The following is a 14098-nucleotide window of genomic DNA, read 5'->3' as shown; positions in this document are numbered from 1 at the left end:
CGCCATGAGCTGGGCGCTCAGTAGGACAGCAACGCGCAGACCTTCTCGGCGCCCAGCCGCTCGCGCCCGGGCAGGAAGTCCAGCGAGACGAGGAAGCTGAAACCCACCACTTCACCGCCGAGCTTCGTCACCAGGCGCGCCGTCGCCGCCGCTGTGCCTCCGGTGGCCAGCAGATCGTCCACGATGAGCACCCGGTCCCCGCGGCCCACCGCGTCCTCGTGGAGCTGCAGCCCGTCGTCGCCGTACTCCAGTGAGTAGCGCTCCGTCACTGTCTTGTAGGGCAGCTTTCCCGGCTTGCGCGCCGGAGCGAAGCCCGTGTGCAGCGCCAGGGCGATGGGGGCGCCGAGGAGGAAGCCGCGCGCCTCCACACCCACCACCTTGTGGATGTGGCGGCCCCGGAAGGGCGCGGCCATCGCGTTCACCACCCGCCCGAAGAGGTGCGGATCCGCCAGCACCGGCGTCACGTCCTTGAAGAGGATCCCCGGCTTGGGGAAGTCCGGCACGTCGCGGACGCGGGCCTTCAAGTCCTCGACGAGGTTGGAGTCATGGCCGGGGACGAAGAGGGGAGGGGTGTTGCTCATGTGAAGAGCTCCGGGTTGACGCAGTGAGGGGGCTTCCGCCCTTCCAGCGCGGCGAGGAGATTATCCACCGCCATGGAGGCCATGCGTCCACGGGTTGCGTGGCTGGCGCTCGCGATGTGGGGGGCGAGCAGGACGTTGGGAAGGGTCATCAACGGACTGTCGGAGGGCAGGGGCTCCGGGTCCGTCACATCCAGCGCGGCGCCGCCCAGGTGTCCGCCCGACAGCGCCTCCACCAGGGCGGCCTGGTCCACCACCGGCCCCCGGGCCGTGTTCACCAGCATGGCTCCCGGCTTCATGGCCGCGAATTCCGCCCGGCCCAGCCAGTGCCGGGTCTCCGCGTTCAGCGGCACGTGCAGCGAGATGAAGTCCGACTCGGCCAGCAGTGTGGCCTTGTCCACGCGGGTGAGGCCCAGCTCCGCCTCCAGGTCCGGCCGGGCCCGGCGGTTGACGTAGAGCAGCCGCATCCCGAAGCCGCGCGCCCGCCGGGCCATCGCCGCGCCGATGGCTCCCATCCCCACGATGCCGAGGGTCGCCCCGTACACGTCCCTGCCCAGCAACAGGCCGGGCTCCCACGTCCTCCACCGGCCCGCCCGGACGTACGCGTCCGCCTCGGCCACCCGCCGCGTCAGCCCCATCAGCAGGGCGAAGGCGAAGTCCGCCGTCGTTTCCGTGAGCACCCCCGGCGTATTGCCCACGGGGATGCGCCGCGCGGTGCACGCCGCCACGTCGATGTTGTCGTACCCGACGGCCACGTTGCTGACGGCCCGGAGGCGGTGGGCGCTGTCGAGCAGGGGCTCGTCCACCCGGTCGGTCAGCAGGGTGATGAGCCCGTCCACCTCCCGGGCCTCCGAGAGCAGGACGTCGCGTGGGGGAGGCAACTGCTCTTCCCACACCCGGAGTGAGACCTGAGCGGCCAGCCGGGCCAGCGCGTCTCCGGGAAGTTGTCGCGTGACGAAAACTCGGGGGCGTGTGGGGCGTTCCATGTCGACCGCCGATGCTCGCACAGCCGCGAGCCGTGCGGTGGATGACCGAGCAACCATCGCCCGGTCATCGACCTGCATTTTTCCCACGACGGAGGCTGCCCCGTCTGTGGTAATCGAATGGATTCCCCTCGCCACCGGGGGGGAAGGGACTTGCGAGAACGTGCCCTCCACCGCCGACAACCGAGAAGCCTCTTTCCCGCCTGATGGCCAGTGGCTGCGCGCCCTCAAGGCGGAAGTTCAGCCCACCACCTTCAAGAAGGGCCGCGAAGTCGCGGAAACGCGCCGCGTCTTCGGCCTTCAACGGGAGGGAGATGTCATCCGTGCCCAGGTGGCCAGCTCTTCCTCGCCGCAGGAGCGCTACGAGGTGTCGCTCGAGGTGGGCAACGGCAAGCCCACCTCCAAGTGCACCTGCCAGTCGTGGAACGCCTACGGGCCGCATTGCAAGCACGTGGTGGCCGCGGCGCTCGTCTACGCCGCGCGGCTGCGCGCTTCGATGATCGCCTCCTCGGCGGCCGCCGCATCCGCTGCCTCGGCCGCCTCTGCCCCCAAGCCCGCCGTTCCCGTGGCCGACGCCGCTTCCGAGGAGGCCCCGGTGGACGGCGAGGTGGACGCTGATTCCGAGGTTCCCGTCCCCTCGGTGGACTCGCCCCTGATGGACGCGGTGAGCCTCCCCGCGCTCGCCAAGGTGGAGAGCTGGCTGGGCCTCTCCGCCCTGCCGGACTACGAGTTCCTCTACCGGCTCACGCCCTCCAACACGGGTCCCGGTGGCCGTCACTGGTTGATGGACGTGCGCCGCCAGGACGCGCAGATGAAGGGGCCCGTGCACATCAAGCGCATGCTCCAGGCCGGCACCCGCATCGCCCCGGCGGACGAGCGCGTCTTCATCCTGCTCGCCAAGCACGAGCAGCGGTACGACTCGCGCATCGTCCTCTCCGACGAGGACCTGTGCGAGATGTTCGAGTTCCTGCGCCAGCGCCGCGTCATCTACCGCGGCACCGCGCTGCTCTTCTCGGACGAGCCAGTGCGGCCGCAGATCCACCTCGAGTCCCGCCCGGACGGAGCCACGGCCCGTATCGAGCTGCTCATGCCGGATGGGGCGAGCCTGTCCCTCAAGGACGCCATCCTGCTGGCGGGCATGCGCACGTACATCATCACCGCGCAGACGCTCTCGCCGGTGGAGCCGGATCTGCCGCCTCGGCTGGTGCGCAAGTGGCTGCTGGAGCCCACCATGTCCTTCCCAGTGGGGCAGTTGGACCGGGTGCTCACGTTCTTCGCCGCGCACCTGCCGCGCTTCCAGATGGCGCTCAAGGCGGACGACATCGACGTGGACGAGTCCGTGGAGCCCCGCTTCCTGCTCACGCTCGAGGGGACGCCCGAGCGCGTGAAGGTGCAGCTGGCGGCGCGCTACGGGCAGACCACCGTGCCCGTGTCTCCCACGGCCTCGCATCTGGGCTACGCCAGTGGCGTGGGCACGGATGGCCGCAAGCTGTACCGGCGCCGCGAGGAGCTGGAGCGCGCAGCGGGCAAGCGCCTGCAGGAGCTGGGCATGCGCTACGACGGCCACACCCACGCCTACGAGACGAGTGGAGATGGGGCCATCGAGTTCTGGGCGCGCGGGCTCGCCTCGCTGCCCGAGGACTGGGAGCGCTACGGTGTGCAGGCGCCCAAGGTGCGCCTGCGGCCCAAGCTGCGTCCGCGCATCCGTGTGGGCATGAGCGGGGTGAGCTGGTTCGAGCTGGATGCCGAGTTCGTCACCGATGACCAGGCGGTGGACCTGGGCGCGGTGCGCATGTGGCTCGACTCGGGCCGGCGCTTCGTGCCGCTGAAGGATGGCACCTACGCCGAGGCGGACCTCGCGGAGCTCAAGCGCGCCGCGGACCTGTTGGAAGAGGCTGGCGCCATGCCCGGCCGTACCCGCACGCGCCTGCCGCTGCACCAGGCCGTCGCGTTGGATCTGCTCATCGAGCTCGGCGAGTTCACCGAGGTGGAGGCCAAGGCGCGCAAGGCGATGACCGAGCTGCGCGACACCAACGGCGTGCCCAAGGTGGCGCTGCCCGAGGGTCTCCAGGCCACGTTGCGCCACTACCAGGAGGCGGGCCTGTCCTGGCTGTGGTTCCTCCACCGGCACGGGCTGTCCGGCATCCTCGCGGACGACATGGGTCTCGGAAAGACGATCCAGTCCTTGAGCCTCCTGCAGAAGGTGGCCAACGATGAGGGCCGCAAGCCGTCGCTCGTGGTGGCGCCCACCAGCGTGCTCGCCAACTGGGAGCGCGAGGCCGAGCGCTTCACCCCGGGCCTCAAGACGGTGGTGTGGCACGGCCAGGACCGCAAGGAGCGCGTGGAGGATCTCAAGGGCGCGGACCTCGTGCTCACGTCCTACGCGCTGGTGCGCAGGGATCTGGAGGCGCTCAGCGAGGTGGGCTTCCGCTACGTCATCCTCGACGAGGCGCAGAACATCAAGAACGCGGACAGCGCCACGGCGCAGGCGTGCAAGTCGCTGCCGAGCGACACGCGGCTGGCGCTCACGGGTACGCCGCTGGAGAACCGGCTCAGCGAGCTGTGGAGCCTCTTCGACTTCCTGATGCCGGGCTTCCTCGGCAGCGCGGAGGGCTTCAGCGACCGCTTCGAGCAGCCCATCCAGGTGGCCAACGACAGCAACGTGCGCGACCGCCTGCGCCGCCGCATCCAGCCCTTCATCCTGCGCCGTCTGAAGACGGAGGTGGCCAAGGATCTGCCGCCCAAGACGGAGAGCGTGGCGTGGTGCGAGATGGAGCCCGGACAGGCGGCGCTCTACCGCGAGGTGCTCGAGGAGAGCCGCCGCAAGGTGAACGAGTCCATCGAGAAGATGGGCTTCAAGCGCAGCCGCGTCTCCATCCTCGCGGCGCTCATGCGCCTGCGTCAGGTGTGCTGCGATCCGCGCCTGCTCAAGATGCCGCCCGGCACGCTCTTGCCCAGCAGCGCGAAGCTGGAGCGCTTCGGCCAGCTGGTGGACGACCTCGTCGCCGAGGGCCACCGCGCGCTCGTCTTCAGCCAGTTCACCGAGATGCTGGAGCTGCTCAAGGGCGAGGCGGACCGCCGGGGCCTGCGCTATCTCTACCTGGACGGCCGCACGAAGGACCGCATGGGCAAGGTGGACGAGTTCAACCGTCCGGACGGGCCGCCGCTCTTCTTCATCAGCCTCAAGGCGGGTGGCACCGGCCTCAACCTCACCGCGGCCGACTACGTCATCCACTACGATCCGTGGTGGAACCCGGCCGTGGAGGACCAGGCGACCGACCGTACCCACCGCATCGGCCAGACGCGCGCCGTCATCAGCTACAAGCTCATTACCCGCGGCACTGTGGAGGAGAAGATTCTCAGCCTCCAGAAGCGCAAGAAGGACCTGGCCGCGGGCGTGCTCAGCGCGGATGGAGACTTCGGCAAGCTGCTGACCGAGTCGGACATCGTCGACCTCTTCCAGGGCGAGTGACCCGGGAGGGCTACAAAAGAGTCTGACTCCTCACATCACCCTCCGTGCATGCAAGCTGCCGCACGAGCCTCGGGACGGAACGCTTGTGCAGTGTCAGAGCCCACTGCTAGGTTGTTCAGGTACGGTCCGAATGGCGAAGGAGGGCACCGTGCTGCTGGGCTTGCGCATTTCGAATGTGGCGGTGATTGAGGAGGTGGAGGTGACGTTCGGGGCCGGCCTGACCGTGCTCACGGGCGAAACGGGCGCGGGCAAGTCCATTCTGGTGGACGCCCTCGGGCTGCTGCTGGGCGGGCGGGCGGATGCGGACGCCATTCGCGCGGGCTGCGAGGAGGCCTCGGTGGAGGGCGTCTTCGAGCGCACCCCGGTGCTGGCCACGCGCATGGAGGAGTTGGGCGTGCCGGATCTCGGGGACGAGGTGCTGGTGCGCCGCGTGGTGGGCCGCAACGGCCGCGCCAAGGCCTACATCAATGGTTCGCTGGTGACGGTGGGCGTGCTGGCGCGCTTCATGCGCGGCACGGTGGACATCGCCGGCCAGCACGAGCACGTGAGTCTCTTCGACGCCGGACTGCACCGGGTGCTGCTGGACCGCTACGGGCGGTTGGAGGAGCAGCTCGCCGCCTATGGCCGTGACTACGCGGCGGTGGCGGAGGTGGTGTCGCGCATGGAGGCGCTGGGCGGGGACGAGTCCCGGCTGCGCGAGCGCGCCGAGTTCCTGCGCTTCCAATTGGATGAGATCTCCCGCCTGGAGCCGGAGTCGGGCGAGGACGTGCGGCTGGACGCCGAGCGGCGCCGGCTGGCGGGCTCGGAGAAGCTGAAGCGGCAGGGCGCCGAGGCGGAGCAGCTGCTCTCCGGTGAGGAATCGAGCGCGGTGGAGACGGTGGGCCGCGCGCTGGGGCTGGTGACCGAGGCGGCGAAGTGCGACGCCACGCTGGCGCCGGTGGCGGAGTCGCTGGGGTCGGCCCTCGCGGAGCTGGAGGAGGCGCAGCGCCGGCTCGGCCGGTACGTGGAGGGTCTGGAGTCCGACCCGGCCCGGTTGAGCGAGGTGGAGGATCGCCTGGACGCCCTCAAGCGGCTGTGCCGCAAGCACGCCACCACGCTGGACGGTGTGCTGCAGAAGCGCGACGCGCTGGAGACGGAGCTGTCCACCCTGGACAACCGGCAGGAGGTGCTGGAGCAGCTCGCCCGGGAGCGCAAGGCCGCGGAGGAGCGGGCGCGCCGCAGTGGCGAGGCCCTGTCGCGGGCGCGCGCCGCGTGCGCCGTCTCCTTTGGAACGCAGGTGCGGGAAGGCCTGGGGATGCTCGCGCTGGGCAAGGCCGCCTTCGAGGTGCGGGTGACGCCCGGCACCCAGCTCAAGGCCGAGGGCCTGGACGACGTGGAGTTCTTCTTCAGCGCCAACCCGGGTGAGCCTCCCCGGCAGCTGGCCAAGGTGGCTTCCGGTGGTGAGGCCTCTCGCCTCCTGCTGGCCCTCAAGCGTGCACTGGCGGACAGTGATGGCTGCGGCTGCTACATCCTGGACGAGGCGGACTCGGGGGTGAGCGGCGCCATCGCGGACGTGGTGGGCCGGATGATTCGGGACGTCAGCGGGCACCGTCAGGTGCTGTGCATCACCCACCTGCCGCAGGTGGCGGCCTACGCGGACGCCCACCTGCTCATCCGCAAGGGGCTCAAGGGAGAGCGGACCGTCTCGGAGGTGGTGCCTCTGGAGGCGGGGGCCGCGCGCACCCAGGAACTGGCGCGGATGATGTCCGGTGTCGAGGTGACGCGAGAGGCCCTGGGAGCGGCCGAGGCCCTGGTCCGCTCGGCCCACCGGGCGTCGGGACCCCCCCGGTCCAGGAGGGAGCCGGCCCCGGATGGTGGCTCCCGGAACAGGCTGCGCCGCAGTGCGTAGCCAGGTACGTGCAACGCCTCCTTGCTCCGATAAGGTCCCTCACATAGCATCCAGCCCGTGTCCAGAACCGCAGGGCAGACCGCGGCTCCCCGCATGAAGGTCGTCTCGGCCGGCCTCACGGATGTGGGGCGTAAGCGCAACCATAATGAAGACAGCTTCCTGATCGACGACGAGCTACAGCTCTATGTCGTCGCGGATGGCATGGGCGGCCATGCCGGGGGCGGTACCGCCTCCCGCATCGCCGTCGAGACCATCGACAAGGAGCTCCGACGGGCCCGTGAAGGTCGGGACAACCCGTTCGTCACCACTTCCAACCTGCAGGACGCGCTCCTGCCGGATGCCTTGCGTACGGCGGTGGAGAGGGCCTGTCTGGCCATCTTCACCACCGCGCAGGAGGATCCGCGCCTGTCGGGCATGGGGACCACGGTCATCTCGCTCGTCGTGCGAGACAACCAGGCGTTCTTCGCGCACGTGGGCGACAGCCGCGCCTACCTCGTCCGGGGTCCCCTCATCCAGCAGATCTCCGAGGACCACTCGCTGGTCAACGAGCAGATCAAGGCCGGGATGATCACCCCCGAGGAGGCCAAGCACTCCCGCTACAAGAACATCATCACGCGTTCGGTGGGCTTCGAGGAAGAAGTCCAGGTGGACGTGATGGGGGTGGTGGCGGAGCCAGGAGACGTCTTCCTGCTGTGCTCGGACGGTCTCGCCAACATGGTCGAGGACCGGGAACTGCACGAGGCGGTGCAGTCCTCGGCCAGCCTCGCCGACGTTCCCAAGCGGCTCATCGACCTGGCGAACGAGCGTGGTGGCGACGACAACATCACCGTCATCGTCGTTCAGGTTTCAGCCTGAAATCAGGGCGCTCCGAGTGAGCGCCTGGAATTGTTCCACGCGACTGGACGTGGAGCGTCGGGTGTCGTGTGTCCTCACTTGACACCCTGAGAAGTCGGGTGGTAGCTGCCCAAACGATTCCCGTGTCCTGAGAGGCACGATGGATGACGGATGGGCGGGTGTCGGGGCGTGGGGGAGATGAAGCGCACTGGGGCATGACCTAGATTCTGGCCCCGGATGCGCACGCCGAAGCGCTGAGGCGCACAAGGGAGCTGGCATTGGCGAAAAAGTCCTACACCCTGATCGTGGTCCCGGACCACGAATCTCCGGTCAAGCGCTACCGCGTGCAGAAGTCGCTGTTCCTCCAGGTGGGGGGCGGGGCTCTGCTGCTGGCGGGATTGGCCCTGGGGGCCACCTTCCACTACTTCCAGGTGGCTCGGGACGCAGCGGAGAATCGGATTCTTCGTGAGGAGAACCTGACGCTGCGCGGGCAGTTGAAGTCGGTTCGGGAGCGCATCGAGCACATTGGCTCCACGCTGGACCGGGTGGAGCGGTTCGACCAGAAGCTGCGGGCCATCACGCTGTTGTCGGATCCGCAACGCAACCTGGCCATGGGTCCGGTGGAGCAGGAGCCGGGGGTGGGTTCTCCGGCGGCGGAGACGGCGTTCACCGAGCTGGCGAGCATGGAGTCGCCCAAGGCGCTGACGGGGAAGCTGGACCGGCTGAGCGCGGAGGCGACCCGGCAGGAGCAGAGCCTGCACGAGCTGCAGGCCTACTTCCAGGACCAGAAGTCGCTGCTGGCCTCCACGCCGTCGCTGTGGCCGACGCGCGGCTGGGTGACGAGTGATTTCGGCTCGCGGTTGGATCCGTACACGGCGGACCGGGTGATGCACGCGGGCATGGACATCGCGGCGCCGCACGGCAAGGACGTCTTCGCGCCGTCGGATGGCACGGTGGTGTTCGCGGGCCTGGAGGGCGGTTACGGCAACGTGATCGTCATCGACCACGGCTACGGCATCAAGACGCGCTACGGCCACCTGGCGAAGATCCTGGTGAAGGCGGGTGACCGGGTGAAGCGTGGTGGGCTGATCGCGGCGGTGGGCAACACGGGCCGCTCGACGGGTCCGCACCTGCACTACGAAGTGCGCGTGAACGGCATCCCGCAGAATCCGCGCAAGTTCATCCTCGAGGAGTAATCACCCCTCTCCCCTCGGGAGAGGGACGGGGTGAGGGTATCTCGTCCCCCGGGTTGAATCCGCGCATGCCCCCTCTCCCTCTGGGAGAGGGTTGGGGTGAGGGTCATGAGGCCCTCGCCCCTTTTGCGTTTCAAGACTCCGAGCGTCCGGGAACGAACCCCCCGAGCTGAATCCGCCGCTTCTGTAGCCCTCCAGCGTTCCCCATGCGCTCCAGGGTATAGGCGCGCTCGAGCTCGCCCCACACGAGAGGCCCCAGCACCTGCCAGTGGGTGGGCTGCTCGATGGTGAGCTCCAGCAGGGCGAGCGTGAAGTCCGGAGCCTCGGCGCCCGCTGGCAGCACCGCACGAGCGTCCGCGGAGAGCCGGGAGCGGGTGGGCTCGCGCAGCGCCTCCGTCACCGTGAGGCCCGAGGTGGGCACCAGCAGCACGGCGAAGTTGTCCCCCTGCAGCCGCACGAGCTTCGCTCCGGGAAACTGGGAGCGCAGGGACTCCACCACGGCCCGCAGCATCGCATCGCCGGCGGGGAAGCCGTGGCGCGCGTTGACGTGGATCATCCCCTTCACGTCGGCGATGAGCGCGCCCAGCGTCCAACCCGCGTGGTGGGCGTGGGTGGAGAGGTCGAACTCCTCCTTGAGGAGGGTCCCCTGCGTGAGGGCGAGGGGATTGAGCGCGCCCGTCGCGTCCGGCACGCCGCGGCGGGCGTGCTCCTCGTCGAGCAGGCGTTGGAGCGCGACCTTCACGGGCTCGGGCGAGCGCTGCACGAGCCGGGGGAAGAGGGTCACCAGCGCGGTGGCCATGGCTTCGTCGATGGCGTAGGGCATGGCCGTTCTTTAACCGCGAGGGGTGCTCTAGGTCACCTTGTGCGCGGTGACGGTGACCTCGTCGCGGTCGTGGTAGAGCTGGCGCATCGTCAGGCCCTGCCAGCCGCCCTCCTGGGTGAGGATGTGCCGCACCCGCACGAGGATGGGGTTCTTGTCCTTCATGGGCAGCTTGATGTTGGCCACCAGGTGCGAGGCCCAGCCGCGCCGGCCCCACTTGGCCAGGAGCTGCGCCACCTCGATGGGCCGCCAGGCCATGTCGCAGAAGAGCCAGTCGGCGGGCTCCTCGGGGGCGTAGGCGAAGGCGCTCTCCTGGATGTGCTCCACGCGGGGCTGCCGGGCCAGCTCGGGCATGAGCTTCGCCGGGTCCACGGCAATCACCCGCGCGCCGCGAGCCACCAGCCGCTGTGTCCACCCACCGGGCGCCGCGCCAAGGTCCACACACACCTCACCCCGGCCCGGCTCGAAGGGGAGGTTGACGAGTGCCTCCTCCAGCTTCATCGCCGCGCGAGAGGGGGAGTCGGCCGAGCGCCGCATGCGCTGACGTCCACCCGGCGAGAGCGACAGGGCCTCGCGCGCGGGCACCGTGCCCACCAGCACCACTCCGGGCGCCACACACAGCTCGGCGAGCGTGGCCCCGGCCTCACGAGCCCGCCACGTCTCCTCCAGCAGCCGCTCCGGGGGCAGCCGTGCCCGCACCGCCTCCAGCAAGGCATCCGCCTCGTCGGCCATCCGGTTGCCGGCCGGGCTGTCCGGCGTGAACGCTTGGAGCACCAGCGAGCCAGCAGGCACCGCCTCGAGCACCCGGGCGGAGATGGACTCGGCGATCTGCTCGGGGGGTTGATCGGCCGGCAGGGAGGCCTGCACGCGGATTCCCGTGCGGGCGAAGACGGGGGGCTCGGCCGGGCGCTTCTCGCTCTCCACGAGCACCTCGCCAAGCAGCCGGGGGGACGCTCCCGCCCACGCCAGCTCCTCGAACAGGTGGGGCTCGAAACCGGCTCGGCAGGTCCAGAGCCACCGCCCGGGTTGTGAAGGGAGAGTGGCCGCCGGCAGAGGCGGTGACTTCACCCGGGGTGGAACCACGGGAAGTGGCACGGGCGCCGGCTTCGCCCCCCGAGCAGAGGGGGGACCCTTTTGAGGGCGGGGAGCAGGGCGCCTTGCGGGACGATGGGTCTCTTTTCGACGGGAGGGCATTGCGTGGCCTCGGTTCCGCTTTACTCTGTCCTGCCGCTCGCGCGGCGGCCAATCAGGTGGAATGACGCGGGAGAAACGCATGGTTTCCTTCCTGCATCCCACCTACAATCCAGGGATTTCCCTTCACTCGCCGCGTCCCTTCGAGGATTCTCCGGCGAGAGAGTCAGAATCGCATGATCGAATGGACGCTGAAGAAGATCATCGGGACGAAGAATGAGCGCGAGCTCAAGAAAACGTACCCGAAGGTAGCCCGCATCAACGAGCTTGAGAGCAAGATGCGGGCGCTCAAGGATGAGGACTTCCCCGCCGCCACCGCACGGATGAAGCAGGAGGTGCAGAACGGCCGCCCGCTGGACGAGCTGCTGTACGACGCCTTCGCCATCACGCGCGAGGCCGCCCGCCGGGTGATCGGCCAGCGGCACTACGACGTGCAGATGATCGGCGGCATGTTCCTCCACCAGGGGTGCATCTCGGAGATGCGCACCGGTGAGGGCAAGACGCTCACCGCCACGCTGCCCTCGTACCTCAACGCCCTGTCCGGCCGCGGCGTCCACGTGGTGACGGTGAACGACTACCTCGCCCGGCGCGACGCCGAGTGGATGGGCCGCGTGCACCGCTTCCTGGGCATGACCACCGGCTGCATCCTCCACGAGCTGAACGATCGTCAGCGCCAGGAGTCCTACCGGGCGGACATCACCTACGGGCAGAACAACGAGTTCGGCTTCGACTACCTGCGCGACAACATGAAGTTCCGCCTGCAGGACTACGTCCAGCGCGAGCTGAACTTCGCCATCGTGGACGAGGTGGACTCCATCCTCATCGACGAAGCCCGCACCCCGCTCATCATCTCCGGCCCCACCGACGACACCACCGACAAGTACTACAACGTCGACAAGGTGATTCCGGGCCTGGTGCCGGACCAGGACTACATCCTGGACGAGAAGCACAAGTCGGTGTCCCTCACCGACGCGGGCATCGAGAAGCTCCAGCAGCGGCTGAAGATCAACAACCTCTACGATCCGGGAGAGATCGAGACGCTCCACCACGTGGAGCAGGCCCTGCGGGCCCACACGCTCTACAAGCGTGACCGCGACTACGTGGTGCGCGACGGCGAGGTCATGATCGTCGATGAGTTCACCGGCCGCCTCATGGCGGGCCGCCGCTGGTCGGACGGCCTGCACCAGGCCGTCGAGGCCAAGGAAGGCGTGAACATCGAGAACGAGAACCAGACGCTGGCGACCATCTCGTTCCAGAACTACTTCCGCATGTACTCCAAGCTCTCGGGCATGACCGGCACCGCCGACACCGAGGCCGAGGAGTTCGCGAAGATCTACAACCTCGAGGTCCGGGTGGTGCCCACCAACCGGGCGATGATCCGCAAGGATCAGGACGACGTCGTCTACAAGACGGAGCGCGAGAAGTTCGAGGCGGTGGCCAAGGACATCGTCGAGCTGCACAAGAAGGGGCAGCCGGTGCTGGTGGGCACCGTGTCCATCGCCAAGAGCGAGGTGGTGGCCAACTTCCTCAAGTCTCAGGGCATCCCCCACAACGTGCTCAATGCGAAGCAGCACGAGCGCGAGGCGGAGATCGTCGCGCAGGCGGGCCGTAAGGGCGCGGTCACCATCGCCACCAACATGGCCGGCCGAGGCACGGACATCCTCCTGGGTGGCAACCCCGAGGTGATGGCGAAGTCCGAGGTGGGCGCCGAGCCCCAGCCTCCCGCCGTGACGACGACGCCGGACGGCCAGCCGGTGGACATGACCGGCTACCAGCAGGCGCTCGCCGACTACAAGCAGCGCTTCGAGGCCTCGCTGGCCAAGTACAAGGAGCAGACGCAGAAGGAGCGCGAGGAAGTGGTGGCCGCTGGCGGCCTCTACATCATCGGCACCGAGCGTCACGAGTCGCGCCGCATCGACAATCAGCTGCGTGGCCGCGCCGGCCGCCAGGGTGACCCGGGTGGCAGCCGCTTCTACCTGTCGCTCGAGGACGACCTGATGCGCATCTTCGGGTCCGAGCGCATCTCGGGCCTGATGGAGCGCCTGGGCATGGAGGAGGGCGAGGTCATCGAGCACGTGTGGCTCAGCCGCGCCATCGAGAGCGCCCAGCGGCGCGTCGAAGGGCACAACTTCGACATCCGCAAGAACCTGCTCGAGTACGACGACGTGATGAACCAGCAGCGGCGCACCATCTACAAGCTGCGCCGCAAGGTGCTGGCCGCCGGTGCCGGCATCCCGCTGGTCGAGTACGAGGAGGACAAGAAGACCCGCGCGAAGATCCGCTCCGAGCAGCTCGTTTCCTGGGCGGATTACCGGGAGCTGCTCCTGGACGCGGTCGAGGACGTCATCGTCTCGCAGACCGACACCTACTGCCCGTCCAGGAACCCGGCGTCGTGGGACCTGGAGGCGCTCACCCGCGGGGTGAAGGAGTCGCTCAACCTGGAGCTGTCCTTCGACAACGTGAGTTCGCGCGAGCAACTGCAGGAGGACATCTACAAGGCAGCGGAGAAGGTCATCCAGACGCGTGAGCAGGAGTTCGGCGAGGAGTTCCTGCGCTTCCTCCAGGTGCGCTACCTGGTCACCATCGACACGCTGTGGAAGGACCACCTGCTGGCGATGGACCACCTGCGCCAGGGCATTGGCCTGCGCGGCTACGGCCAGAAGGACCCGAAGCAGGAGTACAAGAAGGAGGGCTACAACGGCTTCATGCAGATGCTGGGCGCCATCAGCACCCAGTTCGCCATGCAGATGATGCGGGTGCAGGCCAAGGGTGCCTCCGACGCGGCCGAGGAGGCCGCCCGGCTGGCCCGGCAGATGGCCCAGCGCCAGCGTCAGATGCAGGAAGGCCGTGCGGACGCCGAGGGCAAGCTGGCCGAGACCGCCGCTCCCCGTCCGGCCGCCGCCACCCGCCAGGGCGCTCCGGCCGGAGGCCCCAAGCTGGGCCGCAATGATCCGTGCCACTGCGGCAGCGGCAAGAAGTACAAGAAGTGCCACGGGGCGTCCGAGGCCAGCGTCTAGGCACCCCCCGGCGGGCCGGGCCCCAGTTCCCCTGGGTGCCCGGCTCCCGTCCACCAGTTCCCACCCCGCGTCGCGAAGCTTGCACCGGCGGCATGGGTTTTGTTAGAGAAGCCCGCCCGCCG

Annotated in this window: 9 protein-coding genes; 5 read left to right on the top strand and 4 right to left on the bottom strand. The window is 68.9% G+C overall.

Annotated features, from left to right (window positions below; translation table 11 throughout):
* Positions 1–17: 17 nt before the first annotated feature.
* Together BO221_RS20080 and BO221_RS20075 are read right to left on the bottom strand one after the other, a co-directional pair.
* A complete protein-coding gene (locus BO221_RS20080; RefSeq protein WP_073562086.1) occupies positions 18–581 on the bottom strand; it encodes an adenine phosphoribosyltransferase in 564 nt (187 codons plus the stop codon).
* Entirely contained in the window at positions 578–1564 is a 987-nt protein-coding gene (locus BO221_RS20075; RefSeq protein ID WP_073562085.1) for a D-glycerate dehydrogenase, read from the bottom strand. The genes BO221_RS20080 and BO221_RS20075 overlap by 4 nt, the downstream gene beginning before the upstream one ends.
* 160 nt (positions 1565–1724) lie before the next feature.
* Between BO221_RS20075 and BO221_RS20070 the strand changes: the two genes are divergently transcribed.
* The 4 genes from BO221_RS20070 to BO221_RS20055 all read left to right on the top strand — a co-directional run bounded on the left by BO221_RS20070 (position 1725) and on the right by BO221_RS20055 (position 8951).
* A complete protein-coding gene (locus BO221_RS20070; protein WP_073562084.1) occupies positions 1725–5033 on the top strand; it encodes a DEAD/DEAH box helicase in 3309 nt (1102 codons plus the stop codon).
* Positions 5034–5181: 148 nt separating this feature from the next.
* Positions 5182–6921, top strand: a complete 1740-nt coding sequence (gene recN / locus BO221_RS20065) for a DNA repair protein RecN (RefSeq protein ID WP_073562349.1) — start codon at positions 5182–5184, stop codon at positions 6919–6921.
* A gap of 93 nt (positions 6922–7014) precedes the next feature.
* Positions 7015–7776 carry a Stp1/IreP family PP2C-type Ser/Thr phosphatase gene (locus BO221_RS20060; protein WP_198956148.1) on the top strand — a complete coding sequence of 254 codons (762 nt, stop codon included), beginning with the start codon at positions 7015–7017 and terminating at the stop codon, positions 7774–7776.
* 257 nt (positions 7777–8033) lie between these two features.
* On the top strand, positions 8034–8951 hold the full coding sequence (locus tag BO221_RS20055; protein ID WP_043403532.1) for a M23 family metallopeptidase: 918 nt from the start codon (positions 8034–8036) through the stop codon (positions 8949–8951).
* A 130-nt stretch (positions 8952–9081) separates the two neighbouring features.
* On the opposite strand, the gene BO221_RS20050 is transcribed toward BO221_RS20055, so the two are convergent.
* Positions 9082–9771 carry a diguanylate cyclase domain-containing protein gene (locus tag BO221_RS20050; protein ID WP_073562083.1) on the bottom strand — a complete coding sequence of 230 codons (690 nt, stop codon included), beginning with the start codon at positions 9769–9771 and terminating at the stop codon, positions 9082–9084.
* A 27-nt stretch (positions 9772–9798) separates the two neighbouring features.
* The gene (gene rlmM, locus BO221_RS20045) at positions 9799–10821 is read right to left on the bottom strand and encodes a 23S rRNA (cytidine(2498)-2'-O)-methyltransferase RlmM (protein WP_073562348.1); all 1023 of its coding nucleotides are present in this window, start codon (positions 10819–10821) and stop codon (positions 9799–9801) included.
* Between the two features lie 314 nt (positions 10822–11135).
* Here rlmM and secA point away from each other — a divergent pair, with 314 nt between their 5' ends.
* The gene (gene secA / locus BO221_RS20040; RefSeq protein WP_073562082.1) at positions 11136–13976 is read left to right on the top strand and encodes a preprotein translocase subunit SecA; all 2841 of its coding nucleotides are present in this window, start codon (positions 11136–11138) and stop codon (positions 13974–13976) included.
* The last annotated feature ends 122 nt before the right edge of the window (positions 13977–14098 follow it).

Origin of the sequence: Archangium sp. Cb G35 (assembly GCF_001896145.1) — a bacterium.
GTDB lineage: Bacteria > Myxococcota > Myxococcia > Myxococcales > Myxococcaceae > Archangium > Archangium violaceum.
This window is presented reverse-complemented; position numbering and strand designations above follow the sequence as displayed.